The 25,394-nt window shown below is 58.9% G+C and carries 27 protein-coding genes and 1 riboswitch; of the genes, 11 read left to right on the forward strand and 16 right to left on the reverse strand.

From position 1 onward, the window contains the following. Window positions 1-7: 7 nt before the first annotated feature. The gene (rimO, locus tag VF694_RS12065; protein ID WP_440164467.1) at window positions 8-1,327 is read right to left on the reverse strand and encodes a 30S ribosomal protein S12 methylthiotransferase RimO; all 1,320 of its coding nucleotides are present in this window, start codon (window positions 1,325-1,327) and stop codon (window positions 8-10) included. Window positions 1,328-1,531: 204 nt separating this feature from the next. Here rimO and rsmB point away from each other — a divergent pair, with 204 nt between their 5' ends. From rsmB to VF694_RS12085, 4 genes are read left to right on the forward strand one after another with little or no spacing between them, the layout of a single operon-like run. Next, entirely contained in the window at window positions 1,532-2,836 is a 1,305-nt protein-coding gene (rsmB, locus tag VF694_RS12070; protein ID WP_051010435.1) for a 16S rRNA (cytosine(967)-C(5))-methyltransferase RsmB, read from the forward strand. 48 nt (window positions 2,837-2,884) lie between these two features. Beyond that, on the forward strand, window positions 2,885-3,469 hold the full coding sequence (locus VF694_RS12075; RefSeq protein ID WP_003802169.1) for a DUF4390 domain-containing protein: 585 nt from the start codon (window positions 2,885-2,887) through the stop codon (window positions 3,467-3,469). Beyond that, entirely contained in the window at window positions 3,469-5,805 is a 2,337-nt protein-coding gene (locus VF694_RS12080) for a sensor histidine kinase (protein ID WP_165477574.1), read from the forward strand. Before VF694_RS12075 ends, VF694_RS12080 begins: the two co-directional genes overlap by 1 nt. Before the next feature lie 21 nt (window positions 5,806-5,826). Continuing rightward, entirely contained in the window at window positions 5,827-6,522 is a 696-nt protein-coding gene (locus VF694_RS12085; protein ID WP_003802167.1) for a response regulator, read from the forward strand. 108 nt (window positions 6,523-6,630) lie between these two features. Here the strand turns inward: VF694_RS12085 and VF694_RS12090 are convergent, their stop codons facing one another. Next, a complete protein-coding gene (locus tag VF694_RS12090; RefSeq protein WP_003802166.1) occupies window positions 6,631-7,122 on the reverse strand; it encodes a 6,7-dimethyl-8-ribityllumazine synthase in 492 nt (163 codons plus the stop codon). A gap of 96 nt (window positions 7,123-7,218) precedes the next feature. Then, window positions 7,219-7,360: riboswitch (FMN riboswitch) on the reverse strand. Between the two features lie 102 nt (window positions 7,361-7,462). Beyond that, window positions 7,463-8,377, reverse strand: a complete 915-nt coding sequence (locus VF694_RS12095) for a methyltransferase domain-containing protein (protein WP_059318214.1) — start codon at window positions 8,375-8,377, stop codon at window positions 7,463-7,465. Between the two features lie 81 nt (window positions 8,378-8,458). Here VF694_RS12095 and VF694_RS12100 point away from each other — a divergent pair, with 81 nt between their 5' ends. Together VF694_RS12100 and VF694_RS12105 are read left to right on the forward strand one after the other, a co-directional pair. Continuing rightward, entirely contained in the window at window positions 8,459-9,208 is a 750-nt protein-coding gene (locus VF694_RS12100; protein WP_440164468.1) for a ComF family protein, read from the forward strand. A 54-nt stretch (window positions 9,209-9,262) separates the two neighbouring features. After that, the gene (locus VF694_RS12105) at window positions 9,263-9,733 is read left to right on the forward strand and encodes a tRNA (cytidine(34)-2'-O)-methyltransferase (protein WP_003802159.1); all 471 of its coding nucleotides are present in this window, start codon (window positions 9,263-9,265) and stop codon (window positions 9,731-9,733) included. A gap of 162 nt (window positions 9,734-9,895) precedes the next feature. Here the strand turns inward: VF694_RS12105 and VF694_RS12110 are convergent, their stop codons facing one another. The 5 genes from VF694_RS12110 to VF694_RS12130 form a co-directional block, all read right to left on the reverse strand. Then, entirely contained in the window at window positions 9,896-10,894 is a 999-nt protein-coding gene (locus VF694_RS12110) for a Bug family tripartite tricarboxylate transporter substrate binding protein (RefSeq protein ID WP_003802156.1), read from the reverse strand. Between the two features lie 74 nt (window positions 10,895-10,968). Beyond that, the gene (locus VF694_RS12115) at window positions 10,969-12,021 is read right to left on the reverse strand and encodes an NAD(P)H-dependent glycerol-3-phosphate dehydrogenase (protein ID WP_003802154.1); all 1,053 of its coding nucleotides are present in this window, start codon (window positions 12,019-12,021) and stop codon (window positions 10,969-10,971) included. Then, the gene (secB, locus tag VF694_RS12120; RefSeq protein ID WP_003802152.1) at window positions 12,021-12,515 is read right to left on the reverse strand and encodes a protein-export chaperone SecB; all 495 of its coding nucleotides are present in this window, start codon (window positions 12,513-12,515) and stop codon (window positions 12,021-12,023) included. The genes VF694_RS12115 and secB overlap by 1 nt, the downstream gene beginning before the upstream one ends. A gap of 39 nt (window positions 12,516-12,554) precedes the next feature. Then, window positions 12,555-12,812, reverse strand: a complete 258-nt coding sequence (gene grxC / locus VF694_RS12125) for a glutaredoxin 3 (protein WP_003802150.1) — start codon at window positions 12,810-12,812, stop codon at window positions 12,555-12,557. Window positions 12,813-12,834: 22 nt separating this feature from the next. Beyond that, a complete protein-coding gene (locus tag VF694_RS12130) occupies window positions 12,835-13,182 on the reverse strand; it encodes a rhodanese-like domain-containing protein (protein WP_237714429.1) in 348 nt (115 codons plus the stop codon). 161 nt (window positions 13,183-13,343) lie between these two features. On the opposite strand from VF694_RS12130, the gene gpmA reads away from it, so the two are divergent. The 4 genes from gpmA (at window position 13,344) to VF694_RS12150 (ending at window position 18,116) form a co-directional block, all read left to right on the forward strand. Next, window positions 13,344-14,090 (forward strand): 2,3-diphosphoglycerate-dependent phosphoglycerate mutase, encoded by a 747-nt coding sequence (gene gpmA / locus VF694_RS12135; protein ID WP_219235183.1) that lies wholly within the window; start codon window positions 13,344-13,346, stop codon window positions 14,088-14,090. A 3-nt stretch (window positions 14,091-14,093) separates the two neighbouring features. Continuing rightward, the gene (locus tag VF694_RS12140; RefSeq protein ID WP_440164471.1) at window positions 14,094-15,653 is read left to right on the forward strand and encodes a murein hydrolase activator EnvC family protein; all 1,560 of its coding nucleotides are present in this window, start codon (window positions 14,094-14,096) and stop codon (window positions 15,651-15,653) included. 162 nt (window positions 15,654-15,815) lie between these two features. Then, the gene (locus VF694_RS12145; protein WP_039943413.1) at window positions 15,816-17,327 is read left to right on the forward strand and encodes a S41 family peptidase; all 1,512 of its coding nucleotides are present in this window, start codon (window positions 15,816-15,818) and stop codon (window positions 17,325-17,327) included. A 15-nt stretch (window positions 17,328-17,342) separates the two neighbouring features. Beyond that, window positions 17,343-18,116 carry a HesA/MoeB/ThiF family protein gene (locus tag VF694_RS12150; protein ID WP_003802145.1) on the forward strand — a complete coding sequence of 258 codons (774 nt, stop codon included), beginning with the start codon at window positions 17,343-17,345 and terminating at the stop codon, window positions 18,114-18,116. A gap of 116 nt (window positions 18,117-18,232) precedes the next feature. On the opposite strand, the gene VF694_RS12155 is transcribed toward VF694_RS12150, so the two are convergent. From VF694_RS12155 to VF694_RS12180, 6 genes are all read right to left on the reverse strand, one after another. Beyond that, the gene (locus VF694_RS12155) at window positions 18,233-18,958 is read right to left on the reverse strand and encodes a pyrimidine 5'-nucleotidase (RefSeq protein WP_003802144.1); all 726 of its coding nucleotides are present in this window, start codon (window positions 18,956-18,958) and stop codon (window positions 18,233-18,235) included. A gap of 3 nt (window positions 18,959-18,961) precedes the next feature. Further along, window positions 18,962-19,858 (reverse strand): acetylglutamate kinase, encoded by an 897-nt coding sequence (gene argB, locus VF694_RS12160; protein WP_003802143.1) that lies wholly within the window; start codon window positions 19,856-19,858, stop codon window positions 18,962-18,964. Between the two features lie 75 nt (window positions 19,859-19,933). Beyond that, the gene (locus VF694_RS12165) at window positions 19,934-20,434 is read right to left on the reverse strand and encodes a peroxiredoxin family protein (protein WP_240209455.1); all 501 of its coding nucleotides are present in this window, start codon (window positions 20,432-20,434) and stop codon (window positions 19,934-19,936) included. Further along, complete coding sequence (locus VF694_RS12170; protein ID WP_003802139.1) at window positions 20,431-21,123, reverse strand: BON domain-containing protein; 693 nt, start codon at window positions 21,121-21,123, stop codon at window positions 20,431-20,433. Before VF694_RS12170 ends, VF694_RS12165 begins: the two co-directional genes overlap by 4 nt. Then, complete coding sequence (locus tag VF694_RS12175) at window positions 21,120-21,713, reverse strand: phosphoheptose isomerase (protein WP_003802136.1); 594 nt, start codon at window positions 21,711-21,713, stop codon at window positions 21,120-21,122. Before VF694_RS12175 ends, VF694_RS12170 begins: the two co-directional genes overlap by 4 nt. Before the next feature lie 186 nt (window positions 21,714-21,899). Beyond that, on the reverse strand, window positions 21,900-22,358 hold the full coding sequence (locus tag VF694_RS12180) for a YraN family protein (RefSeq protein ID WP_059318215.1): 459 nt from the start codon (window positions 22,356-22,358) through the stop codon (window positions 21,900-21,902). A gap of 34 nt (window positions 22,359-22,392) precedes the next feature. Here VF694_RS12180 and rsmI point away from each other — a divergent pair, with 34 nt between their 5' ends. Beyond that, window positions 22,393-23,331 (forward strand): 16S rRNA (cytidine(1402)-2'-O)-methyltransferase, encoded by a 939-nt coding sequence (rsmI, locus tag VF694_RS12185; protein WP_003802132.1) that lies wholly within the window; start codon window positions 22,393-22,395, stop codon window positions 23,329-23,331. A gap of 36 nt (window positions 23,332-23,367) precedes the next feature. On the opposite strand, the gene VF694_RS12190 is transcribed toward rsmI, so the two are convergent. Both VF694_RS12190 and rapZ read right to left on the reverse strand, forming a co-directional pair. Next, window positions 23,368-24,465 carry a septal ring lytic transglycosylase RlpA family protein gene (locus VF694_RS12190; RefSeq protein WP_003802130.1) on the reverse strand — a complete coding sequence of 366 codons (1,098 nt, stop codon included), beginning with the start codon at window positions 24,463-24,465 and terminating at the stop codon, window positions 23,368-23,370. Beyond that, entirely contained in the window at window positions 24,462-25,337 is an 876-nt protein-coding gene (rapZ, locus tag VF694_RS12195; protein WP_003802127.1) for an RNase adapter RapZ, read from the reverse strand. Before rapZ ends, VF694_RS12190 begins: the two co-directional genes overlap by 4 nt. Between the last annotated feature and the right edge of the window lie 57 nt (window positions 25,338-25,394).

Raw genomic sequence — 25,394 nt, forward strand, 5'->3', positions numbered from 1 at the left:
TCAGCGCTTAAACCTGTTCGCCAAACAAGTCATATTCACTGGAGTCGGTAATGCGCACGCGCACCATTTGACCGGGTTCCAGGGTTTGTGCGCTGGTGATGAAAACGTTGCCGTCGATCTCGGGGGCGTCGGCGCTGGAGCGGCCTACGGCGTCGCCGTCCTCGTCGATCTCATCGATCAGTACATCCATCTCGCGGCCTACCTTGGCAGCCAGGCGAGCGGTGGAGATGGCTTGCTGATGTTCCATGAAGCGTTCCCAGCGCTCTTGTTTGACCTCGTCAGGGACGATGCCATCGAGTTTGTTGGCCGGTGCGCCTTCGACGGGCGAATACTGGAAACAGCCCACGCGATCCAGTTGCGCCTCGCTCATCCAGTCCAGCAGGTACTGGAAGTCGTCCTCTGTTTCGCCGGGGAAACCAACGATGAAGGTCGAGCGTATGGTCAGATCCGGGCAGTCCTGGCGCCACTGCTTGATACGCGAGAGGGTGCGGTCCTCAAATGCAGGGCGTTTCATCGCGCGCAGCACCGAGGGGCTGGCGTGCTGGAAAGGGATGTCCAGGTAGGGCAGCACCTTGCCTTCGGCCATCAGGGGAATGATGTTGTCTACGTGTGGATAGGGATAGACGTAGTGCAGACGCACCCAGGCGCCCAGCTCGGACAGGGCAGCGCTTAGTTCCACCATGCTGCTCTTGACCGGGCGGCCATTCCAAAAGCCGGTACGCTGGCGGATATCCACCCCGTAGGCGCTGGTATCTTGGGAGATGACTAGCAGTTCTTTGACGCCGGCTTTGACCAGACGCTCGGCCTCGCCCAGTACCTCGCCTACCGGGCGGCTGACGAGCTTGCCACGCATGGAAGGGATAATACAGAAGCTGCAACTGTGGTTGCAGCCTTCGGAAATCTTCAGGTAGGCGTAGTGACGCGGGGTCAGCTTGATGCCTTGTGGCGGTACCAGATCAATGTAGGGATTGTGGTCCAGCGAGGGCGGGGCGGCTTCACGCACGGCACGCAGGACTTGTTCATATTGCTGGGGGCCGCTGACGGACAGCACCGAGGGGTGCACGTCGCGAATCAGGCCTTCGTCCACACCCATACAGCCGGTGACAATGACGCGGCCGTTCTCAGCCAGTGCCTCGCCGATCGCTTCCAGCGATTCAGCCTTGGCGCTGTCGATAAAGCCACAGGTATTGACCACCACCACATCCGCATTGTCGTAGCTGGGGGTGATCTGATAGCCGTCGGTACGCAGCTGGGTAAGAATTCGTTCGGAATCGACCAGGGCCTTGGGACAACCCAGGCTCACGAATCCGACTTTGGGGGCGCTCATAGAGGGTCCTTCTGGAGCTTGAGGGCTCGAAATTGGGAAATAGGCTTGATTTTACCGTCCCATGCCCGGATGCGTGCGGATCTTGTGCGTTTGAGCCCGGTTTATGCGGTAAATAGTGCTACAGTCGCAGTCATATTTTTCTTTTCTAGCGGTTGTTCTGTGTCCGACACCCATCTTTCCCCCTCCTTGCCCCTGTCCGAAGTCATGCTGCTGAGCGCGCGCAATATTGAAGGCGTGCTGGCCGGCAAATCCCTGACTGAAAGCCTGGCCGCGACGCCCGCCGCGGCGCGTGCGGCCGTGCAGTCTGTCAGCTTTCATGTCCTGCGCCGTTTGGGCCACGCTCGTCAGATTCGTATCACGCTGGTGCCGCGCCAGCCCAGCAATAGCTGGCTGGATGCCCTGCTGATGGTGTCGCTGGCCTTGCTGGATACGGCCATGCGGGTGCAGGAGGATGCCCAGGCGTTTGAGGATCGCCCGGATGTGCCAGTGTATGCCGTCCATACCGTGGTGGATCAGGCGGTGCGAGCGGCAGACAGTCAGGCTGCGCTGCGTCTGTCCAAGGGTTTGGTCAATGGCGTGCTGCGCCGCTTCACGCGCGAGCGCAAGATGATCTTGTCTCAGGTCGAGAGCCGTCCCGAGGCACGCTGGAATCACCCCGGCTGGTGGGTCAAGGAATTGCGTCGCGCGTATCCGCGTGATTGGGAAGCCTTGCTGCAAGCGGCCAACCGCCCCGGTCCATTGACGCTGCGTGTTAATCAGCGCCGTTGTTCGGTAGAGCGTTTGCAGGCGGTGCTAACTGAAGCCGGGATTGCGTCGAGCAGTCCTGGAGTTGGCGCGGTGACTTTGGATAAGGCCATGCCGGTTCAGGCGATTCCCGGTTTTGATCTGGGCTGGTGGTCGGTGCAGGACTGGTCCGCCCAGCAGGCCGGTTTGCTCTTGCCGGTCAAGGATGGCATGCGGGTGCTGGATGCCTGCGCGGCTCCGGGTGGCAAGACGGCGCATTTGCTGGAGCAGGCCGATGTTTCCTTGTTGGCCCTGGACTCGGACGGCGAGCGGCTGGAGCGAGTGGGGCATAACCTGCGTCGTCTGGGTTTGGCCAGCGACAAGGTTCAATTGAAACGGGGTGATGCGGCGCGTCCGGCCCAATGGTGGGATGGTCAGCCCTTTGATGCGATTTTGGCCGATGTGCCTTGTACGGCATCGGGCATTGTGCGTCGTCACCCGGATATTCGCTGGTTGCGCCGCGAGTCGGACATTGCCGATACCGCCCGTCTGCAAAGCTCTATACTGGATGCCTTGTGGTCCACGTTGCGAGCAGGTGGACATTTGTTGTATTCGACCTGCTCGATTTTTCCGGCCGAAGGTCAGCAACAGGTCGAGGCGTTTTTGGCCCGTCATCCCGAGGCGCAGCTTTTGGACTCTCCTGGCCAGATTTTGCCCGGCGTTGCAGGACGATCTCTGGCAGATGGCGACGGTTTTTTCTATGCCTTATTTACGCGCCCGGTTTGACTTGTCACAATTAGGGCTCTGACTTTGTCCTTTTTGCGGTTAATCACGATGTGGCGCGTTTTCCTGTCTTTTCTGCTGATTTTCAACTGCGCGCTCAGCTCGGCCAATACGATTGTGCCGGTTGCCACGTCGGGAGAGCGGGTCGTCAAGGTCGAGCCCCATATTCGGGACGAAAAGCTGTATATCGACGCGGATATCGAGTTCGAACTCAGTCCGGAGTTGCGGACGGCTGCCGAGAAAGGGGTGCCGCTGTATTTCACGGTTGAAGTGGAGTTGGCTCAGCCCCGTTGGTATTGGTTTGATAAAAATGTTGTTAAAGAACAACAAACCTGGCGGGTTGTGTATAACGCGTTAACCCGACAGTGGCGTGTGGGAACCGGGGACCTGTCTTTGCCCGAATCCTCCATGAATGATGCACTGGCCATGCTGCGCCATATCCGTGGCTGGGCAGTTGCCTATGTGGCGGATCTGGACCGCGACCAGGAATACCAGGGTCGTGTGCGTCTGCGCCTGGATACCTCCTTGCTGGCTCGCCCCTTTCAAGTGGATGCCATCAATAGTTCTGCCTGGACATTGGCCACCCCATGGAAAACCTTTTCCTTTTCCGTCTCCGTCGACGAGCCCCAACCTTGATCCGCTGGATCTTGCGTACCGCTCTGTTTGGAGCGGGAGTCAGCGCGTTGGCGCTGTTTACGCTGCTGGTCTGGTCAACAGGCAACGCCTCGCGCTACGCACAGCAATATGATCTGTTGCTGGTGCTCAACGGCGTGCTGGCGGCCACCCTGATTTCCTGGGTGCTGATGCTGACGATTCGCCTGTTCAGGCAAATACGCAGGCGCCAGTTTGGGGCCCGCATGACGGCGCGCTTTGCTTTTTATTTCACACTGATCGGGATTATTCCGGGTGCGCTGATCTATCTGCTCTCGGTGCAGTTCATGTCGCGCTCGATCGAGTCCTGGTTCAACGTACGAGTGGATTCGGCCTTGGAGTCAGGGCTGAGTCTGGGGCGGGCGGCTCTGGATTCGCAGCTCAGCGAGCTGGAAGGCCGCGCCCAGGAAATGGTGGCGGCGCTGAACAAAGCCGATAGCGCCCAGTACAGCAGTCTGCTGATCTCATTGCGGGAAAACAGCGGTGTGACCGAAGCCATGGTGTTTTCTGGCAATGGCCGCTTGATTGCCTTTTCGTCCTCACGGTATGACACCTTGCTACCGGACATGCCCCCTTCCAGCGTGATGAATCAGTTGCGTATTTCGGGTCGTTACGCGGCGGCTGAAGTGGATGATGATGCCCCGGTACATGACAATGGCCTGGACGAGGGGGGGGTGCCGGCAGAGTCGACCGGCTTGCGTTTGCGGGCGGTGCTGCCGCTGGCCGATCCCAACCGTTTTACAGCAAGCCTGAGCGGTACGGCGGACTCGCGTTGGCTGCAGGTGATCCAGCCTGTGCCCGACAAGATCGCCCGTAATGCCAACCAGGTCCAGCAGGGGTTTCGGGATTATCAGGAGCTGGCTTTGTCCCGTCAGGGCTTGCGCAAGCTCTACGGCATCACCTTGACACTGGCCTTGATTCTGGCGGTATTTACCGCTGTGGCTGCGGCCCTGGCCCTGTCTCGCCGTCTGACGCGCCCATTGCTGACGCTGGCTGCCGGGACGCAGGCGGTAGGGGTGGGGGATTACCGGGCCTTGCCTGAACCGCCCGCCAAGGACGAGGTCGGCCAGTTGACCCGCTCGTTCAATGCCATGACCCGGCAACTGGATGAGGCGCGCCGCATGGTCGAGAAAAATCGCTTGCAGCTGGAGCGCTCCAATATGTATCTGGAGTCAGTGCTCAGCAATCTGTCCAGCGGGGTGTTGGCCTTTGACGAAATGTTTCGCGTGACCATGTTCAACCAAGGGGCGCAACGAATCCTGCAAGTGGATTTGCGCTCCATAAAAGGTCGCCCGCTGGAGACCTTGGACGGAGCGCTGACGTTTGCATCCGTCATACGCGAAGCGTTTTCCACGCATCAGGCCATGGGGTCCGATCATCCTTATTGGCAGCAGCAGTTTGAGCTGGACATGAAAGAAGGCAATGAGGCGCGTGATACTATCGTCACCGTTTTGGCTCGGGGCACCTTGCTGCGGGTCGACGGCCAGCCCACGGGTTATCTGGTGGTGTTTGATGACATTACTGACGTGATTTCTGCCAGCCGTCTGGTGGCCTGGAGCGAAGTGGCCCGACGCCTGGCGCACGAGATCAAAAACCCCTTAACGCCTATTCAGCTGTCTGCCGAACGTCTGGCCATGAAGCTGGAATCGCAACTGGACGAGGTGCATGCGGCCATGCTGCTGCGCTACACCAATACCATCGTCAACCAGGTTGCCTCCCTGAAAAAGATGGTGGAGGATTTTCGTGAGTATGCCCGCAAGCCCGCCACTCAGATGCAGGCTTTGAATCTGAACGAGCTGATTACCGAAGTGCTGACTTTATATGGTTGGGACCCGGAAGAAGGCATGGTTCGGGACGACGGTTACAGTGTGGCGATTGACGTGGAACTGGACCCGGATTTGCCGATGGTCCTGGGGGACCCCACACAGTTGCGTCAGGTTATTCATAATCTGCTGGCCAATGCTCGGGAAGCCGCTGCCCAGGATCAATCACTTGACCAGGCGCATGTATTTGTTAAAACCATGATTGCAGGCGTAGAAGGTTCCGACTCGGCTACGACGGTCAGTTTTGTGGTCTCAGATAACGGGCCGGGTTTTGATCCGCAGATGCTGGTGCGTGTTTTTGAACCATACGTAACCACCAAGCCCACCGGCACGGGTCTGGGACTTGCTATAGTTAAGAAAATCATCGAGGAGCACGGCGGCAGAATCGATGTTTCCAATCGCCGTGAGGGGGGGGCTCGCATTTCCATCCTCTTTACCCGGCTTGCTGGCCAGCATATTCGTCTGGACTCTGGGCGGCGAGCAAACGATAATGCGTAAAAATCACGTAGGTGACGTTTTATGGCCAGAATTCTGGTAGTTGATGACGAAATCGGCATTCGGGAACTTTTGTCGGAAATTCTTTACGACGAAGGACATACCGTGCAATTGGCAGAGAATGCCGCCCAGGCTCGCGAGGCACGCTTGCGGGGCCGCCCCGATCTGGTCTTGCTGGATATCTGGATGCCAGACACAGACGGTGTCAGTCTGCTCAAAGAGTGGGCTTCCCAAGGCTTGCTGGATATGCCGGTGGTCATGATGAGCGGCCACGCCACGGTGGATACGGCGGTGGAAGCCACCCGTATCGGTGCAGTGGATTTCCTGGAAAAGCCAATCACCATGCAGCGTTTGCTCAAGACCGTTGCTTCCGGTCTGGAGCGTACCGTTGCGCCCAAGACATTGGCAGCGGCAGCTCGTCCGGTGGTGCAGGGTGGGGAGCGTCGTCCTGAGGCAGCGCCGATGGCGCCTGGCATGGCCCCTGCCATGACCGTACCCGAGGTCGAGCAGGATGAGTCCCAGTTGGGCAGCATTTCCCTGGATTTGCCCTTGCGTGAAGCGCGTGACGAGTTCGAGCGCATTTATTTTGAATATCATCTGCGCCGTGAAAATCACAGCATGACTCGCGTGTCCGAGCGTACCGGTCTGGAGCGAACCCACTTGTACCGCAAACTCAAACAGTTGGGTATCGACTCGTCGCGCAAGCGTAACCAGTCTTGAGACGGGCCGTGCCCCAATAGGGGTCGACAGGGTTTGAGTCTGTCCCGACGCTGCCAGGAGCAGCGGGCCGGGGGGATGGAGGGGCGGCCTGACAGGCCGCCTTGTCGTTTAGAGCGCGGCGACCTGTGCCACAGGCAGGGACTGCAACTTGGCGACGGTATCCAGACACGTGCGGGCCGCTTCCTGGCCCTTGATCACAAAGTGACGATGGAAGTAATCGTGGTGCTCCTTGCCATCATGGAAGTGGTGCGGAGTCAGCACGACTGAAAACACAGGCACATTAGTGCTGAGCTGCACTTGCATCAAGCCCTGAATGACTGCGGTGGCCACAAAGTCGTGGCGATAGATGCCACCATCTACGACCAGGCCCGCCGCTACAATCGCCGCGTATTGTCCCGATTGGGCCAGACGCTGTGCATGTAGCGGGATTTCAAAAGCACCGCCTACTTCAAAGAAGTCGATCAGGCTGCTGTCATGGCCCAAGGAGGTGACTTCGTCGATAAAGCCCTGGCGGGCCTGATCCACAATGTCCTTGTGCCAGCAAGCTTGAATAAAAGCGATGCGAGGGGCCAGACGATTGGCTGGGGTAATGCTGTTCATGTTGGTTTCCTGTTTTATGACAACAAAAACAGGGCATGCAGGAAGCAGGACAGCTCAAGCCCCCAACAGGATGGCTCCTGTACAGGGGTGAAGATATCCCGTTCTCTCTTTATCCGGACTATACCGTCGGCCCCGGAATCACACCGGGTCTGCTGTCCCTGACACAAGGTCAGGCGCTCGCGGGCTAGGCTGTGCCATTACCGCCGGTGGGGACTTGCACCCCGCCCTGAGAACATTGTTAGCCAGCTTGGCTAACCGCAAAAGTGTACCCCTAAACCATTTTTTTGTCAGAGAGGGCCCATCTGCTTGCCCATCCTTGGAACGGGCTTGGGGGTGCCGCCTATTCCTGAGGCTTGGGACGGCGGCTGATGGTGGAGATGGGTACGCTCACCTCTCCATGAGTGCTGCGGCGACTGCGGGCACGCCAGGCATGTCCGTACGCTATTTCCAGGCTCAGGTGCAGGGTTCCGTCCATGTGGCGCTGCTTTTCCAGCGCATTGAGCAGACGCTGACGCCAGGGCAAGGTGCTCAGGCTAGCCTTGCGCTGAGGGTGCGGGTTGCCGCCCAGCAGGCGCAGATCATCCAGCAGTTTCTCGGCGCTGCGGTACGTAAGGGTGACGAGTTCCTGATCCATGACAGGATCGGCAAAGCCGCTTTCCAGCAGCAGATCACCAAAGTCGTGCATGTCCACGAATTCCAGCGTTCTGGTGCCCAGGTCTGCCTGCTCCATGGCGCTGCGCAGTTCGGCAAAAGAACCGGGCCCCAGGCAGGAGAACATCACCAGCGTTTCAGGTTTGAGCAGACGATTCCATTCGGCCAGTACCCGATGGGGCTCGGGGTGCCAGTGCAGGGCCATATTCGACCAGATCAGTTCCTGGCTTTCAGCCGGTAGGCCGGTATCGGCCATATCAGCCTGAATCCAGCTGGCAGCCGGGGTAGGCTGATTGCGCAGTTTCTGCCAAAGGCTGGGTTTGGACTGGTAACGCTCGCGAGCCACGTCCAGCAACTTCGCGCTGCGATCCAGACCGGTGTATTTCATGTCCGGATAGCGTGAGCGTAACGGTTCGAGCGCGTGGCTGGCGCCACAGCCTGCATCCAGAATATGCGTGGGCTGTAACCGTACCAAGGCCAGCCGGGACAACATCCGCTGGGCGACTTCACCGTAGAGAAACTGAGCGTGATCCAGGGGAGCGCGGCGATTGAATTGCTGCTCGACGTGGGCGGAGTTGATAGGCAAAGAAGGTAACTGGGACATAATTGCGCGGACGTTGCTGGCGTGGATCAGGAGCTTGTGCTGTGATCGGATCAGCCTGGCTCTGAAAGGTAATGATCTATTATGGCGCATCCCCAGTTCGGGCGCGAGTCGCTCCATCGTCTTGTAGGGCTTCCCCTGCTGGCCCGCCCCTGCATGCTGTGTGGCTTGCGTTCACCAAGCGGGGCGTTGTGTCGCTGGTGTCGTCACGCCCTGCTCAGGCCGGTTCATGACTTGCGATGCCCACGGTGTGCGCTGGCCTTGCCGCCCCTGGCCTTGCTGGCCTGCCCGGATTGCGGAGCGGGGCAATTTTCCTTGCAAGCCACCGTGGCCGGGTTTGACTATGAACATCCTGGCGATATGTTGATTCATGCGTTTAAAATTTCCCGTCGGCTGGAGGTGGCAGCGGTGCTGGCGGAATTGATGTTGCAGCAATGGCGCCGTTACGGGCCAGCACTGGATGATGGGTGTCGGGTCATAGCGGTTCCCTCACAACGCGACGCCTTGCGCCGTCGGGGTTTTAACCCGGCAGCCGTGCTGGCTCAGCGCGTAGCGCGTCGTTTGGGTTTAGCGGCATGTCTGCATGTCGTCGCATTGTCGCCACGTCAGGACGTGGCCCAGAAGTTTCTGGGGCGTCAGGCTCGCAGGCAAGCCATGCGGGGTGCTTTTCAGGTGCTGGAGCCGCTTGACGGGCGTGCCGTGCTGCTCATCGATGATGTGTTGACGACGGGGGCCACGCTGGATGCACTGGCGCGTGCCTGTCGTGTGGCCGGCGCCGGCCCGGTGTATGCCTTGGTCGCGGCCCGGGCGCCCTGGAAGTCAACGAGGTTCTAGTCTTTTCTGTTGCGTCGCCAGCTGGCGGCTTTTCTGTGTTTTTTTGGGTTCTTCATGTTTCATATCGTCCTGGTTTCGCCCGAGATTCCTCCCAATACGGGCAATGTCATTCGTCTGGCGGCCAATACAGGCTGTGTCCTGCATCTGGTACGGCCTTTGGGCTTTGAGCTTGAGGACAGCAAGCTGCGCCGTGCCGGCTTGGACTATCACGAATGGGCCCAGGTCAAGGTGCATGACAGCCTTGAAGAGGCGTTGCGCGCCACCGGCACCGCGGCCGATCGGGCTTTTGCTCTGACGACGCGCGGCAGCCATTTGCTGGCGGAGCAAAGCTTCAAGCCGGGTGATGTGTTTGTGTTTGGTCGTGAAACTGCAGGTTTGTCGGCCGAACAGCTTGCATTGTTTCCTCAGGAGCAGCGGATTCGTTTGCCCATGCTGGCTGGGCAGCGTAGTTTGAACCTGTCCAATGCGGTGGCGGTCTGTGTGTTTGATGCCTGGCGGCAGGCAGGCTATGAGGGCGGGGTGTAAAGGGGGGCTGGTCTGCTTCGCCATGACACGGGGGCTGGCAGTGAGGCGGCACAGTCCGTTGAGCTTGGACGGACTGTGCGTGATGGTGGTCGAATCCACAGAAAGATGGCCCTGCAACCAAGAGGTTCGCAGGGCCATTTGCAGAGGAATGAGTCGAGGCTTTTATTCCAGCGACAGATTCAGGCGTTCGATCACCTCATCCCAACGAGCTTTGTCGGCCACGATCTTGTCCGTCAGCGCTTGGGGGGTGGAGGGTTCGGACGAAAAGTAAAAGGCCTTGAGCTTGGCCTTGATATCGTCGCGTTGCAAGATGGTGGTGATTTCCTGGTTCAGACGTTTGACGACATCCTCCGAGGTGTTGTGGGGGACAAAGAAAGCATCCCAGGAGATTGCCTCGAAGTTTTCCAGACCGGCTTGTGCCATGGTGGTTAAATCCGGCAGCAATTCGCTGGGCTGCAGGGACGTCACGGCCAATGCCTTGACTTTACCAGCCTCAACCTGCGGCATGGCAATGCCTGGAACCATGAAGGCGGCGTCAATGTCTCCGCCAATAATGGCCGTCAGAATTTGTGGAAAACCGGAGTAGGGGATTTGCTCCAGCTTGATGTCGACGGCATGCTCGAGCATGGCCATCGCCAGGTGGGCCGAGCTGCCGGGGCCGACAGAGCCGTAGTTCAATTCACCGGGGCGGGATTTGGCCAGGGCAATGAACTCCTCTACTGTATTGGCGGGTGAGTCAGCCGGTACGACCAGAACGTTGGGGCTGGTGCCAATCATGGAGACAGGCTGCAGATCGTTCAGCGGGTCGTAGCCCAGCGAGGTCTTGTAAAGGGTGGGAGCCGTCACCATGGGGCCGTTAATGGTCAGCAGCAGAGTGTAGCCGTCGGGCTTGGCATGAGCAACAAAGCGGGTGCCGATATTGCCGCCAGCTCCCGGGCGATTGTCCACAATGATGGTCTGCCCCAGGGCCTGGGAAAGGGGTTCGGAAATGGCACGGGCCAGCGCGTCAGGCGAGGAGCCTGCCGGGAAGGGCACCACCATCTGAATGGGACGTTCAGGCCAGCTGGACTGGGCCTGAGCAGCCTGCGCCAGCAAACCGGTGCAGGCCAGCCCCAGCACGGAGCGGAGCAGAAGATCACGAGAACGAGCAAGCAATGACATTGTTTTGATGTTGAATAAAAAGACGGTTGACCGCCGGCCTGACAAGGAGAAGCCAGACCAGATGGCAAGCGGGGTTAATGGCCTTCCTGCTTGGCCTCGCGAGTGAGCAAGGCGTGGACGGCTTCACGCGGGGAGAGCTGTTCAAACAGAATCTGGCAGACCGCGGCGGTAATGGGGAGTTCAATGTGGTGCGCCTTGCCCATCTCCAGAACCGCGCGGGCGCAGCGTACCCCCTCGGCCGTAATGCCGGTGGCCAGGATGCTGTCCAGGCTTTCTCCGGCGCCCAGCGCCAGGCCAACTTGCCGGTTGCGGGAGAGCTCGCCGGTCGCGGTCAGGACCAGATCTCCCAGACCGGCCAGTCCGAAGAAGGTTTCTGCGTGACCGCCCAGAGCGACACCCAGACGCTGCATTTCAGCCAGGCCTCGGGTAATCAGGGCGGCACGGGCGTTGTGGCCCAGGCCCAGTGCGTCGGCAATGCCGCAGGCAATTGCCATGATGTTTTTGACAGCGCCACCGACTTCCACACCGATCATGTCGGTGCTGGTGTAGAGGCGGGCTTGCTTGCCATGCAGAGCGGCCAGGGCGATGTCCGCCATGGAGGCGGGTTGGCAGGCCAGGGTCAGGGCGACAGGCAGGCCTTTGGCCACTTCCAGCGCGAAAGAGGGACCAGACAATACGGCCCGGCCTAACCAGGGGCGCTCAGGCAGGCTTTCGCGCACAATCTGATGGGGTAGTAAACCGCTTTCCTGATGAAAGCCTTTGCAGGTCCAGACCAATAGGACAGGATGACGGCGTGTGGCGGGCAAGTGCTGCGCCAGGTCCACACAGGTCTGTGCCAGACCACGAACAGGCACACCCAGAATGATGAGGGCGGGCCCGGTATCGTCGGCCAGTGCGAAATCCATGACGTGCTTCAGATTGTCGCTGGCTTGTAGCGATTCGGGGAGCAGGACATCGGGCAGGTAGGCGGGATTGCGATGATCCTGCCCGATGGCATGAGCTGTGGATGATTTGCGCGCCCACACCATCGTGGGAGCCTGGAGGCTGGCCAGGGCGGCCAGCGCCGTGCCCCAACTGCCTGCGCCCAGGACTGCGACACGAACAGGAGTGTGCGCGTTTGACATCATCAGGCCTGCAAAGGCTGGCCGTCAGTTTGGGCTGCGCCCTGTTGCTGAGCCAGGCGCTGCTCGTACAGGGACTGGAAGTTCACTTCCGTCAGATGCAGGGCAGGCAGGGACGTACGGTTGATGGCGTCGGCCACGGCAGCGCGCAAGTATGGGTACAGCATGGTGGGGCACACAATGCCCAGCAAGGGCTCGAGCTGCTCTTCAGGAATGTTGGCAGCTTCAAAAATACCGGCCTGGGTGGCTTCCACCAAGTACATGACCTTGTCGCCAATGCGTGTGGTCACTGTGGCGGTCACGGTGCTTTCGTAAACCGTGTCAGCCAGGCGCTGGCCGCCCACATTGATGGACACTTCCACGGAAGGGGCCTCTTGCTCCAGAAAGATCTGGGGGGCATTGGGCATTTCGATGGACAGGTCTTTGATGTAGGTGCGCTGCAGGCTGAAGCTGGGTTGTTGAGCTTCTTGTTCAGCGGCTGTGTTGTTCTGGTCGGCCATGGGTGATCCTATGGGATAAAAAAATGGTTAGAAAAAAAATCAGGCAGCCAGCAAAGGCAGCAGACCACCTTCACGGTCCAAAGCGGCCAGATCATCGTAGCCACCTACATGGGTGTCGCCAATGTAGATTTGGGGAACCGTACGTCGACCGGTACGCTCCATCATCAGGGCGCGCTGTTCCGGTTCGCGATCAATCAGGATTTTATTGATTTCGGTGACGCCGCGTTGTTTGAGCAGCATTTCAGCGCGCACACAATAAGGGCACACCATTGTGGAGTACATCGTGACTTTTGCCATGAGAGCCTCGTAGAAGGAGAGCTTACGATTTTTTGACGGGCAGACTGGCCTGCATCCAGCCCTGGATACCGCCTTCCAGTGTGTAGGCCTGCTCAATGCCATGTTTGCGCAGAACCGCAACGCTGCGTTGGGCGCTACGGCCAGTTTCACACACCAGGATGACAGGTTTGTCTTTGGGCAGGCTGTTGGCCTTGGCGTCAAGGTCGGCAGCCGGGATGTTGCGCGATTGCGCAATTGCCGCGGTCTTGAACTGATCGGCGCTACGTAGATCAATCAAAATAGCGTCTTTCTGGTTTACCATCTGTACCGCTTCAGAGCTTGAAACTGCGCGCCCGGCACGGCCTTTGAAAAAGCTGGGTATTAACAGCATAATGCCGGCAAGCACCGCAATTGCTAAAATTAGAAGATTGTTCTGACTTAAGATGAAGTCCACGTTAAATCCTGTTGATTACCAAGAAAAGCAAGAAAAAAAGGTCGGATCACACGATTATAGAGTGGCGCCAATTTTTCAACCTCGAGGCTGTTTTTACCATGTATAAACTTGTATTGATGCGGCACGGCGAAAGCCAGTGGAACCTGGAGAACCGGTTTACTGGCTGGACCGATGTCGATCTTACCGAAACCGGGCGCCAACAGGCAAAGCAGGCCGGTGATCTGCTCAAAGAAAACGGCTTTGAGTTCGACCTGGCTTTTGCCTCGGTCCTCAAGCGCGCTATCCGTACCCTTTGGATCGCCCTGGATTCGATGGACGCCATGCACACTCCTATCGGTTTGAGCTGGCGTTTGAACGAACGCCATTATGGTGCTTTACAAGGCTTAAATAAAGCCGAAACCGCACAAAAGTACGGAGAGGATCAAGTTCTGATCTGGCGTCGTGCCTATGCAATCGCTCCTGATCCCGTTGCCGAGGATGATCCACGCAACCCACGCTTTGATGCTCGTTACGCCCGTGTGCCGGCCGATGAATTGCCGCGCACCGAATGTTTGCAAGACACCGTGGCCCGTGTCGTGCCGTTCTGGGACGAGTCCATTGCGCCGGCCATCCGTTCCGGACGCCGTGTTCTGGTAACCGCTCATGGCAACAGCCTGCGCGCTTTGATCAAGCATCTGGACGGCATCTCCGATGAGGATATTGTTCACCTGAACATTCCGACCGGTCAGCCACTGGTATACGAGCTGGATGAGAACCTGCGTCCTATCCGCCATTACTACCTGGGCGACCAGGAAGCGATTGCGGCCCAGATGCAAGCGGTCGCCAATCAGGGCAAGGCGCAGTAAACAATGTGGCGCTACAGCGTTTGCCTGTTGCTGGCAGCCTGGACCTTTCCGGTACTGGCTGTGGACCCGGATCTGGCCGCGCGCCAGGCCCAGGCTCAAAAGCAGCAGGCAGAGCTGCGCCAGAAAATCGAATCCTTACGCAAGAGCATTGACAGCAGTGAAAGCTCTCGTCGTGATGCGGCCAATGCCTTGCGTGAATCCGAGCAGGCGATCTCCGATATCGATCGCACGCTGGCCCAGATCGAACAGCGGCAAGAGCAGTTGCACGAGCAGCTGGGCACCCTAGGCAAGCAGATTCGCGAACAACAGGCGCTTAAAGCGCAGCGTCAGCAGGAACTGGCCGAGCAGTTGCGCGCGCAGTACGCCAATGGCGTCTCTCCCTGGGCCGCCCTCTTGTCCGGCGATGACCCCAACGCCATCAACCGCGAGTTGTATTACTTGGGCTATGTGTCGCGTCAACAGACCGAGCAGGTGCATCAGGTGCGTCGTACTGTAGAGCGACTGGATCGCCTGCAGGCTCAGCTTGCCGCGCGTGAAAAAGAACAGGAGCAACTGGCTGCTGAGGCGGCTGCCCAGAAAGTGGCCTTGCAGGAACAGAAAGAAAAGCGGGCCAAGGTGGTGGCGGACATCAGCGCGGAGCTCGAGCGCCAGCGTGGCCAGGCAGCCAATTTGCAAAGCAATGACAAGCGCCTGGGAGACTTGATCTCTGGGCTGGAAACCGAGATTGCCCGCCAGGCCGAGCTAGCTCGCCGTGCTGAAGAGCAACGTCGCCGGGAGGCCGCTCGTCGTGCCGAGGAGGCGCGCAAGGCCGAGCAGCTTCGCCAGCAGGAATTGCGTCGCAAGGCCGAGCAGGAGCAGGCCGCCCGTGAGCAGGCGCGTCTGGAACGCGAGCGGGAGCTGTTGGAGCGCGCCCGCGCTACCCAGCCACCATTGCCGCCAGCCCTGCCGCCCAGCAAACCGGCGCCAGCAGAGCCGGCGCAAGCCATTCCGCGTCCGCCCTTGACCTACACGCCACCGACGACAAACGAGCGGTTGCTGTCTGATAGTCTGGAGGCCTCATCCGAGCCTAGCGAGCCGATTGGCAAGCCTGTTGCTCCCAAGGTGCGGGAGGTGCAGGTGGAGGAAGAGCCTGTGGAGCAGTATGCCGCGCCTGCCTTGGAGCCCGAAGGTGGATTTCAGGGCTTGAAGCGGGGCTTGCCCTATCCCGTGCGGGGACAAGTGCAAGGCAAGTTCGGTGCCGAGCGGCCTGACGGCGGTATTTGGCGCGGTATTGTGTTGCGGGCGTCAGCCGGCACTACGGTCCGTGCGGTGGCCCCCGGTCGGGTGGTCTTTGCCAGTTGGATGACCGGGTTTGGTAATTTGCTGATTATTGATCATGGGCGCGACTACCTGAGCGTTTACGCTTATAACCAGAGCACGCTCAAGCAGGTCGGTGATGTCGTGGGGCGCGGAGACGCTGTTGCGCGGGTGGGGGCGACTGGCGGGCAGGTTGAGCCGGGCCTGTATTTTGAGTTGCGCCATCAGGGCAAGCCCATTAATCCGCAGGTTTGGCTGGGGCCCTGAGTTTTTTTGGGCCGCCGTTTACTTTTGCTCGCATTTGTAGCGCAGGGTAGCGACTCAAGCCCAGTTCACGCTGGTCGGCGCTTTACGCTACTCTTATAATGCATGGTCGGGTCAGCTCCGGGAGGTGGCCCCGTCTTGAATCTGAAAATAATGGGAATGTGCATGAGCACTCGAAGGATTGGCAGCATTGGACTAGTGGCAGCAGGTGCTGTGGGCGGTATTTTGATCAGCCTTGGCATTACTGCGGTCGCTCAACGCGGCGAGCCATTGCCTTTGCGCGAACTGCAACAGTTCGCCAATGTGTTCGCTGCCATCAAGAACACGTATGTGGAACCTTTGACGGATCAGACCCTGGTCAATAATGCGATCAAGGGGCTATTTACCGATCTGGACCCGCACTCGGCCTATCTGGATGCGGATGCGTTCAAGGAAATGGAAGCCATGACCCAGGGCGGGTTTGGCGGTCTGGGCATAGAAATCGGTAGCGAGGACGGGATGCCCAAAGTCATCTCGCCGATTGAAGACACACCGGCTGCCCGTGCCGGCATTCTGGCTGGCGACATCATCACGCACATCAATGGCAAACCGACCAAGGATTTGAGCCTGAATGATGCAGTCAAGCAAATGCGTGGCGAGCCCAATACATCGATCAAACTGACGATTCGTCGTGCTGGCCGGGACAAGCCGCTGGAATTTAATCTGGTGCGCGATGTCATCAAGGTGCGCAGCGTGCGCTCCAAGATGCTGGCTGACGACGTGGCCTACGTGCGCATTGCCCAGTTCCAGGAACGCACGGCGGCTGATCTGATCAAGCAATTGTCCGAAGTCTACAAAGGCCCTGGCGCACCGAAAGGTTTGGTCATTGACCTGCGCAACGATCCTGGTGGCTTGCTGGAAAGCGCTATTGGCGTCTCGTCCGCCTTTCTGGATTCGGGCGACCTGGTGGTATCGACCAAAGGCCGTATCCCCTCGTCCAATCGCGAGTATTACGTCAAGTCCATGCAGTCCGTGCTGGGCGAGCTCGACACGGATGCGGATGTCCTGAAAAAGCTGGACTGGCTCAAGACCGTGCCTATCGTTGTGCTGGTGAATGTGGGCTCGGCCTCGGCCTCGGAAATTGTGGCTGGTGCTTTGCAGGATCACAAGCGCGCCACCATTATTGGTAATCGCACCTTCGGCAAGGGCTCGGTGCAGAGCGTGGTGCCGCTGTCCGAGGACTCAGGGCTGAAGCTGACCACCGCTTTGTATTACACGCCTAACGGCACGTCGATTCAGGTGACGGGCGTTCAGCCAGATGTGGTGGTGGACGATACCGCACAAGGTAATTTGTTCCGTCTGCCTCGTGAGGTGGATCTCAAACGCCATTTGCTCAACAGTAAAGTGGATGAAAGCACCGAAGAAGAACAGCCTGATCTGGGTATGAGCCCCGAATTCAAGATGTTCGAGTTTGGTGGTGACGACGATTATCAGTTGCAGCAGGCGCTGAACCATTTGGCGGGACGTCCGGTCATGAAAAATGATCCGGCCAAAGTTGCTGCCGCCAAGCAGGCTGCTGCCCAGCGCGAGAAGGACGTGGCGTCCGAATCGACTGAAAAAAAAAGTCCCCTGAATCAGCAACCCAGCGTTGAGCGGTTCCGAATCACCCCGAAAGGGCTCGAGCCGGTAACTCCGTAAACACAGGCTCTTGACGTGGAAGATCAGCAATTACTGCGCTATGCGCGGCATATTCTGCTCGACGAGTTCGGGGTGGAAGCGCAGGAGCGGGTGCTGGCCTCCCGCATCCTGGTAGTTGGAGCCGGAGGCCTGGGCTCCCCGGTGGTGGCGTATCTGGCAGCTTCGGGGGTGGGCTCCATCATTCTGGTCGACGATGATCAAGTGGAATTGAGCAATCTGCAACGCCAGATTGCTCACACCACTGATCGTCTGGGCTGGGACAAGGTCGAGTCTGCCAAGCTGCACATTGAGCAGCTCAATCCTGAAGTCAAGGTCACTCCTGTCGTTCAGCGTCTGGACGAAGCGGGCTTGATGCATTGGGTTCGGCAAGTCGATTTGGTGCTGGATTGCTGCGACAACTTTGCGACCCGCCACGCCATTAACCGCGCCTGCGTGGCCCTGCGTAAACCATTGGTGTCCGGTGCGGCGATTCGTTTTTCGGGGCAGGTCAGCACCTATGACCTGCGTCAGCCCGACGCCCCTTGCTACCACTGCCTGTTCCCCGAAGCCGATGATGTTGAGGAATTGCGCTGCGCTACCACAGGCGTTCTGTCGCCTTTGCTGGGTATGGTGGGTAGTGCGCAAGCAGTCGAGGCCTTGAAGCTGTTAGGCGGCTTCGGAGAGCCTTTGGTCGGCCGTTTGTTAAGCGTGGATGCCTTCAACATGAATTGGCATACGGTGCGTTTTCGCAAAGATCCGGCCTGCCCGGTATGCGGTGCCGAAGCGGTGGAACAGCGCCATCAGGTCTGATTTTTTTCTGACCGCTGTGTATGTCGGTGAGTCAAGAGCAGCAAAATGGCCGCTCTTGACGACACATCACTGAAAAAGGGAATTGGCTCGCTATCGTGACAGGGATGGTAAGGCCCTTAGAGGCGTGGCCAGTTCTTGACCAGTTGGGCGATGCGGTTGATGCGGTGATCGACATAAGGGCTGCGGCCATGATACATGGCGCTAAAGGGAGTGCCCGCGTTATAGATGTGGATGGTTTGCATCCCCAGTTGTCTGGCGCTTTTCAGATTGCGCAAGGTATCTTCCACCAGCACAATGTCGCGAGCCTGCGCCTTGAGCATGGCCAAGGCCTGCTTCATCAGCGCCTGCGAGGGCTTGGGGCGATAGCGACCTTGCAGTTGCATGTGCTCAATAGCCCACAGGCCATCAAAAACCGGTAGCAAATTCAGTGCCTTCAGAACACGATGTGCGTAGTCCTGGGGCGCGTTGGTCAACAACAGCTTATAGCCCGGTAGGCGGCGCAGCTGGTAGGCAAGGCCCGGCTCGGCACTGATCAGGGAAGGCACATCAAAATCGTGCGCGTGCTTGAGGAAGGCCGCCGGGTCGGCGCCGTGATGGCGATGCAGGCCAATCATGGTTGCGCCATAGCGTTGCCAGTATTCCAGACGCAGCCGGTCGGCCTCGTCCATGTCTACACCCAGGGTTTGCGCCACGCCGATGCGCATGCGCCCGTCAATAGCCTGAAAAATGCCTTGAGAGGCATTGTGCAGGGTGTTATCCAGGTCAAACAGCCAGATGGTCTCATCGGGCTGGCAGGCAGACAAAGGCCGTGCCCAGGCATGGGCACGGATTGGAGCGCGCACGGATTAATGCGAGCTGATCATGGTGCCAACACCACGGTCAGTCAGGATTTCCAGCAGCAGGCAATGGGGAACACGTCCGTCGATGACATGGACGGAATTGACCCCGTTGCGGGCGGCATCCAGAGCCGAGGAAATCTTGGGCAGCATGCCACCGGAGATTGTGCCGTCGGCAAAGAGCTCGTCAATCGTTTGAGCCGACAGGCGGCGCAACAACTGGCCTTCCTTGTTCAGCACGCCGGGGGTGTTGGTCAGCATGACCAGTTTCTCCGCACTGAGCACCTCGGCCATCTTGCCGGCCACCACGTCGGCATTGATGTTGTAAGCCTGACCGTCCTCGCCGTATCCAATCGAGGAGATCACGGGGATGAACTGGTCATCTTGCAAGGCTTTGACCACCTCGGGCTGAATGCTTTCGATATCGCCCACAAAACCGATATCGAGCAGTTGGCCGGGGTGCTCGGCGTCAGGCAGCATTTTTTTGGTGACACGAATCATGCCACCGTCCTTACCTGTCAGACCGACGGCCTTGCCGCCGGCTTCATTGATCATCATGACGATGTCTTGCTGTACCTGACCACCCAGAACCCACTCCACCACTTCCATGGTTTCAGCGTCGGTCACGCGCATGCCCTGGATAAAAGTGCCTTCCTTACCCACGCGCTTGAGGGCGTCGTTGATTTGGGGGCCGCCACCGTGCACCACAACGGGCTTGAGGCCAACCAGCTTGAGCAAGACCACATCATGGGCAAAGCTGCGCTGCAAAGCTTCTTCGGTCATGGCATTGCCACCGTACTTGATGACAACGGTTTTGCCGTGGAAGCGACGAATATAGGGCAGGGCCTCGGACAAAACTTCTGCTTTGACGGTCGAGGAATAATTCTGCGGATCTGTGGTGCTCATTGATGCGCTCACTTGAAGAAAACCCGGGTCCACTGCTGGTACCCGGGGTTATGTGGCTGGGGCAAAAACAGGAGCTTAGCTGCTGGCCAGGGCTTTTTCGACAGTAGCAATGAACTCCTGCTTGTCGTAGTTGCCCAGGTAGCGCTTGATGATGTGACCCTGTTTGTCGAGTAAAAAGGCAGTGGGCGTCAGACGGACGTCCCCAAAGGCCTTGGCGAGATCGCCCTTGTCGTCATGGACAACCGTGAACGGCAGTTGGCGGGACTGGGTGAAATTGCGCACGTAATTGATGGGGTCGTGCTTCATGGCGACGGCCACGATATCAAATCCCTTGCTGGACAAGGCATTGAAGTTCTCAATGTTGTCGGGCATTTGCGCAACGCAGGTGGTGCAGTCCGTGGCCCAGAACTTCACCAGGACTACTTTGCCTTGCAGATCTTTGGTCTCAAAGTGTTTGCCATTGAGGTCGGTGAAGGCGACGTCCGGGGCGCTGGCCTTGGCGCTGCCGGACATGGTCCATACGCCCAGACCTACAGCGATGGCAACGACAAAGGCAATGATGACTACTTTTTTCATTGGACAGGCATCACTTCTACAGAAGAGGCGGGAGCAGGCTGTGCTGCCGGAGCCGCTGTGCCAGCGGGGGCAGTGCTTGGCTGATTGTTGGTGCTAAAAGGTTGTGCCAGGCTTTCGGCGCTGACGTACTCAAAGAGCTTGACCACTTTGTTCACGCCGGGCACGCTGGAGGCGGCAATCGCGGCGCGTTCGCCCTCTTCGTGAGTGACACGGCCCAGCAGGTAGACTACGCCACGCTCGGTTGTGGTGGAGATCGTGCGGCTAGGCACGTCCTTGGCGTTCAGCAAGGCGGTGCTGACCCGGGTGGTAATCCAGGAGTCGTTCGAACGCACACTCAACGGGGTGGGCTCGCCCACGCGCAATTCATTGACCACGCGAGTGACTTTGTCGACTTTGGAGACCAGACGTCCCGCCTCTTCCTTGTCAGCCTGGGTGGGCACATCCCCCGTCAGCAGGGCAAGCCCGGCGTAGGAGGTGGTGTTGATGCGACCTTCCTTGTTCTCCAGCAGGCGACGTGTTTCCGCGCCGGCTTTCATGACAATGGTTTTGTCCTCGACCTGTTCGCCTGTGGTGCGACGGTCGGTAGCTACGACAGCGGTCGTGGCGGCAGCGCCGCCGACCACCAGTAGTCCGCAGCCGGTCAGTGTGGTGCTGGCCAGCAGGGCGGCCAGAATCAAACGGTGTTTCATAGGGGATCTCCCAGCAGCAGGGCATCAATGCCATCGCACATGGCATGCAACAGAACAATGTGTACTTCCTGAATACGCATGGTTCGATCGTGCGGTACGCAAAGATGAATGTCTGTGTCCGAGAGCAGCTCGGCGATTTTTCCGCCGCCTTTGCCTGTCAGGGCAATGATGACCATATCGCGCTCGCGGGCGGCCTCGATGGCGCGGATGACATTAGGCGAGTTGCCGCTGGTGGAGATGGCCACCAGAATGTCGCCAGTCTGGCCCAAGGCACTGACCTGGCGTTCAAAAATACTGTCAAAGCCGTAATCGTTGCCCACCGCCGTCATGATCGAGGTATCGGTGTTCAGCGCAATGCCGGCCAAAGGCAGGCGGTCGCGCTCAAAACGGCCCACCAGCTCTGCAATAAAGTGCTGGGCGTCGGCTGCTGATCCGCCGTTTCCGCAAGCCAGAATCTTGCCGTCGTTAGCCAGGGTGGCAAACAAGAGCTCGACAGCGGCGGCCAAAGGTTCGGCCAGTTCGCGGGTGCTGGCTTTGAGGGTATCGACGGAATCGTCGAAATGCGAAGTCATTAAGGCGATAAGGTCCATAGCGCGCATTATCGCACGGAGAATTTCCCTGTGGGGCAGGCAGAACGTGTCATGTTGAAAAAAACGCCACGGTATTGAAACCAGATGCTGTATCCGGATTGAAATAGGGGCAGGTGCCCGATTTTTTCTATAGGACAGTGTCCTTGCCGAAAAATTCCCAGCTAGTCAGGCCTGGTTGGAACGGGCTCAAGTTTGTTCGAAGGCCTGCTGGACCCAGGTCAGGGTATCGCCTTCAATCGCGATCACGTCAAAACGGCAGGCTGGCAGCCGGCCATGAAAATAGCGTTGGCTCAGGATTGGCAGCCAGTGTTGGGCGGCCAGGATCAAGCGCCGTTGCTTATCCCGGTTTACACTGGCAAGCGCCCCTCCGTAGGTCTTGTGATTGCGCTGGCGCACTTCCAGAAACACAAGTTGCTCTTGATGGCACAGGACCAGGTCAATTTCCCCAAAGCGAGTACGTAATTGGCGGGCCAGAACGCGGGCTCCATGAGCGAGGACATGTTCGCAGGCGCGCTGTTCGGCCTGATCGCCACTTGTCTGACTGGGAGAGCGCCTGGGCTCAGCCTTTCTGCTTGCTGGGCGACGCTGCGGTTTGCGTCGCAGTTGCCGATTTTGAGCCTGGCGGGCGTAGTCAAAGAGGTTCATAGGGATACACGATGATGAATAAGCAGGATCGAGCATGAGCGATACCGAAAACCGGACAGTGAACGCGGCAGTCTGGCAAAGCATGATGGACAAGGTACAGGGCCAGGTCTGGCCATCCTCTTGTCTGTATGTGGTGGCCACGCCCATTGGCAATATGGGAGACCTTAGCCTGCGCGGCTGGCAGGCGCTGGAGCTGTGTGACATTATTGCGGCCGAGGACACACGGGCAACGCGCCCTTTTTTACAGGCCTGGGGCATACAAACGCCGTTGATGGCGGCTCATCGTCACAACGAGGCGCAGGCGGCTCAGGCCATTATTCAGCGTCTGGAGCAAGGGCAGCGAGTGGCCTTGGTGTCGGATGCGGGGGCACCTGCTGTCAGTGACCCGGGTGCGCGTGTGGTGCGCTCAGTGCGACAAGCCGGGTTTCAGGTCGTGCCTTTGCCCGGAGCCTCGGCCGTTATTGCCGCCTTGATGGGTAGTGGCGCCACGAGCGACGAGAACCCTGCATTTGCGTTTGCCGGCTTTATGCCGCCCAAGACGGTGGCGCGTCGCAAGTGGCTGCAGCATTGGTCCAGCCTGGGCATGCCGGTGTTGATGTTCGAGTCGCCCCACCGCCTGCGTGCCGCCGTGCGCGATATGCAAGAGGTATGCGGCCCAATGCGGGAGCTGACTTTTGCGCGTGAACTGAGTAAACGTTTCGAGCAGATTCACACCGTGCCCCTGGGGCAGGCTCTGGCCTGGCTGGATGAGGACAGTCACCGGGAGCAAGGGGAGTTTGTGCTGATTTTGCATGAGGCCCCGCGAGAGCCTGATGAGGATGCGCCTGTTCTGGATGCAACTACGCAGCGGTGGATGAAGGCCCTGCTGGAGCAGGTTTCATTGCGGGACGCCGCCCGCATTGCCAGTCAGGCAACCGGGATTTCCCGCGATGTACTCTATGCCTGGGGCTTGGCAAACGCGCCCCAAGGCTAGTGAGCTGGAGCCGGTCGGATTGCTTCTCCCAATACCTTAGCGCACAGCGACAGAGGGGCTCAGACCGGTTTTTTGCTTGATGCGGTAGGCCGCGTTAATCGCTTCGGTGCGATTGGGGTAGGGCCCGATCTGTACGCGGTACAGATCGTTGTGGGTCTGAACCTGGGCATCGCGGTATTCCACCTGCGCTATCTGGCGATTGAGCTGTTGCGCCAGGGCGGCGGCATTCTCTCTTGCAGAGAATGCGCCGAACTGGAGGTAAACCCGGCTTTGACCCGAAGGAGCCTGCGGCTTGCTGGTGTTTGTTGTCGTCGCCTGCACAATCAACTGCTGATCGTTGGCATCGCTGCTCCAGCTGGGGGAATCATCCAGCTCTATCGTCAGCTCTTCTTGCGGCAGGGCAGACAAGGCATCGGGCGTAGGCTCCAGCGTTTCCGTGATGGTCAGGCTGGATTGGGGTTCGGCGATGGCCAGTGTGTCGAGGGGTGTTTCAGCCTCGGCCTGGGCCAGCTCAATGTCGCCCTGCTCAAAGCTGCCATTACGTATTTCTTCCTCGGTAATCGCTTCCACCAGGACAGTGCCGCTGCCGGGCGCAATCAAGTCCAGCTTGGCTGCCGCGACGTAGGATAAATCGATGATGCGTGAGCTGTGAAAGGGGCCGCGATCGTTGATGCGCACAATGACAGATTTGCCTGTCTTGGGCCGGGTCACACGCGCATAGCTCGGAATAGGCAAGGTGGGATGGGCCGCCGTCATGGCATACATATCGTAGGTTTCGCCATTAGCGGTTTTCTTGCCGTGAAACTTGCGTCCATACCAGGAAGCGGTGCCGGTCTGGGTAAAGGCTTTGTGGGAAGTATGAGGAACAAAGCTTTTGCCGAGCACGGTATAGGGACGGGTATTGCTGCGGGCGATCGGTTCTATGCGAGGGGTGGCGTTGGGAGTGGCGTGCAGATTGGCCGGTATGCGAGAGTGGGGGCCATCGTCTTTGTAATAACCTCCGCCTCGCGGCGCTGAAACGGTGGCCCCCGGTTTGGCTTTGGGTTTGGCGCGCTTGGGGCTGGATGAGCACCCGGCCAGCAAGGCCAGTATGCTCAGCACGGCGCCTAATTTGTAAAAAAGGGAATGACTCATGGGACGGGATTGATAGGCGGTTGGTTGCGATGGCGTACCAGCAAGGGCGCATAATCGGCAAAACGCAGTGCCAGTTGTTCCGCTACATAGACAGAGCGATGCTGACCGCCCGTGCAACCAATGGCTACAGTCAGATAATTGCGAGTGTCCTGCATATATAAAGGTAGCCAGCGCCGCACGAAACCCGCGATGTCATCGATCATGGTTTCCACGGAGCCGAACTGGGCCAGCCATTTGGCCACTGGCTCGTCCCGGCCTGTCATGGGACGCAGTTCGGGGTCGTAGTGCGGGTTGGGTAGACAGCGCACGTCAAATACCAGATCGGCATCGCCGGGCACGCCACGTTTGTAGGCAAAGGACTCAAAGGTCAGCACCACGCTGGCCCGATCGGCCTGCACCAGATCGCGAATCCAGGCGCGCAGCTGGCCGGGTGTCAGGTCCGTGGTGTCGATAATGTGGCCCAGTTCGCGCAAAGGAGCGGTCATTTCCCGCTCTGCTTCGATGCATTCCTGCAGCGAGGGGGAGCGGCCGTCCTGACGGAGGCGGTCTGTCAGCGGGTGACGGCGACGCGATTCCGAGTAACGCTGCATCAGAGTGTGATCGCTGGCATTGAGAAACAGTACGCGCAGGGCATAGCCTTCTTCGTTCAGCTTGCTGATGACTCCGGGCAGGATGTCCAGATCACCGGCGCCGCGCACGTCAATGGCGACGGCCAGTCGCTCCAGCCCCTGTTCAGCAGAACGCTGAACAAATTCGGCCAGAAATCGGGGAGGCAGGTTGTCTATGCAGAGATAGCCGGTATCTTCCAGCAGACGCAAGGCAACTGATTTTCCCGAACCGGATATGCCGGTAATCAATACAACTTTCAGCATTGTGGCAAAAGGCTCCGAGTCGCTGCCCGGCAGGCGGGCGGCGGTTAGGTGAAACAG

The sequence above is a fragment of the Alcaligenes sp. Lyrl_28 genome (genome assembly GCF_051948705.1).
Classification (GTDB): Bacteria; Pseudomonadota; Gammaproteobacteria; order Burkholderiales; family Burkholderiaceae_B; genus Alcaligenes; species Alcaligenes ammonioxydans.

What these genes read in the sequence shown, in the direction of transcription:
- VF694_RS12090 (WP_003802166.1), bottom strand. Translation starts at nt 7,122, where the DNA reads ATGAACAGCATTACCCCAGCCAATCGTCTGGCCCCTCGCATCGCTTTT.
- rsmI (WP_003802132.1), top strand. Translation starts at nt 22,393, where the DNA reads ATGAGCGATACCGAAAACCGGACAGTGAACGCGGCAGTCTGGCAAAGC.
- secB (WP_003802152.1), bottom strand. Translation starts at nt 12,515, where the DNA reads ATGGCCGACCAGAACAACACAGCCGCTGAACAAGAAGCTCAACAACCC.
- VF694_RS12170 (WP_003802139.1), bottom strand. Translation starts at nt 21,123, where the DNA reads ATGAAACACCGTTTGATTCTGGCCGCCCTGCTGGCCAGCACCACACTG.
- grxC (WP_003802150.1), bottom strand. Translation starts at nt 12,812, where the DNA reads ATGGCAAAAGTCACGATGTACTCCACAATGGTGTGCCCTTATTGTGTG.
- VF694_RS12130 (WP_237714429.1), bottom strand. Translation starts at nt 13,182, where the DNA reads ATGCTGTTAATACCCAGCTTTTTCAAAGGCCGTGCCGGGCGCGCAGTT.
- VF694_RS12115 (WP_003802154.1), bottom strand. Translation starts at nt 12,021, where the DNA reads ATGATGTCAAACGCGCACACTCCTGTTCGTGTCGCAGTCCTGGGCGCA.
- rimO (WP_440164467.1), bottom strand. Translation starts at nt 1,327, where the DNA reads ATGAGCGCCCCCAAAGTCGGATTCGTGAGCCTGGGTTGTCCCAAGGCC.
- VF694_RS12095 (WP_059318214.1), bottom strand. Translation starts at nt 8,377, where the DNA reads ATGTCCCAGTTACCTTCTTTGCCTATCAACTCCGCCCACGTCGAGCAG.
- rapZ (WP_003802127.1), bottom strand. Translation starts at nt 25,337, where the DNA reads ATGCTGAAAGTTGTATTGATTACCGGCATATCCGGTTCGGGAAAATCA.
- VF694_RS12100 (WP_440164468.1), top strand. Translation starts at nt 8,459, where the DNA reads ATGGCGCATCCCCAGTTCGGGCGCGAGTCGCTCCATCGTCTTGTAGGG.
- argB (WP_003802143.1), bottom strand. Translation starts at nt 19,858, where the DNA reads ATGAGCACCACAGATCCGCAGAATTATTCCTCGACCGTCAAAGCAGAA.
- VF694_RS12180 (WP_059318215.1), bottom strand. Translation starts at nt 22,358, where the DNA reads ATGAACCTCTTTGACTACGCCCGCCAGGCTCAAAATCGGCAACTGCGA.
- VF694_RS12190 (WP_003802130.1), bottom strand. Translation starts at nt 24,465, where the DNA reads ATGAGTCATTCCCTTTTTTACAAATTAGGCGCCGTGCTGAGCATACTG.
- gpmA (WP_219235183.1), top strand. Translation starts at nt 13,344, where the DNA reads ATGTATAAACTTGTATTGATGCGGCACGGCGAAAGCCAGTGGAACCTG.
- VF694_RS12075 (WP_003802169.1), top strand. Translation starts at nt 2,885, where the DNA reads ATGTGGCGCGTTTTCCTGTCTTTTCTGCTGATTTTCAACTGCGCGCTC.
- VF694_RS12110 (WP_003802156.1), bottom strand. Translation starts at nt 10,894, where the DNA reads ATGTCATTGCTTGCTCGTTCTCGTGATCTTCTGCTCCGCTCCGTGCTG.
- VF694_RS12140 (WP_440164471.1), top strand. Translation starts at nt 14,094, where the DNA reads ATGTGGCGCTACAGCGTTTGCCTGTTGCTGGCAGCCTGGACCTTTCCG.
- VF694_RS12175 (WP_003802136.1), bottom strand. Translation starts at nt 21,713, where the DNA reads ATGGACCTTATCGCCTTAATGACTTCGCATTTCGACGATTCCGTCGAT.
- VF694_RS12145 (WP_039943413.1), top strand. Translation starts at nt 15,816, where the DNA reads ATGAGCACTCGAAGGATTGGCAGCATTGGACTAGTGGCAGCAGGTGCT.
- VF694_RS12165 (WP_240209455.1), bottom strand. Translation starts at nt 20,434, where the DNA reads ATGAAAAAAGTAGTCATCATTGCCTTTGTCGTTGCCATCGCTGTAGGT.
- rsmB (WP_051010435.1), top strand. Translation starts at nt 1,532, where the DNA reads ATGCTGCTGAGCGCGCGCAATATTGAAGGCGTGCTGGCCGGCAAATCC.
- VF694_RS12105 (WP_003802159.1), top strand. Translation starts at nt 9,263, where the DNA reads ATGTTTCATATCGTCCTGGTTTCGCCCGAGATTCCTCCCAATACGGGC.
- VF694_RS12085 (WP_003802167.1), top strand. Translation starts at nt 5,827, where the DNA reads ATGGCCAGAATTCTGGTAGTTGATGACGAAATCGGCATTCGGGAACTT.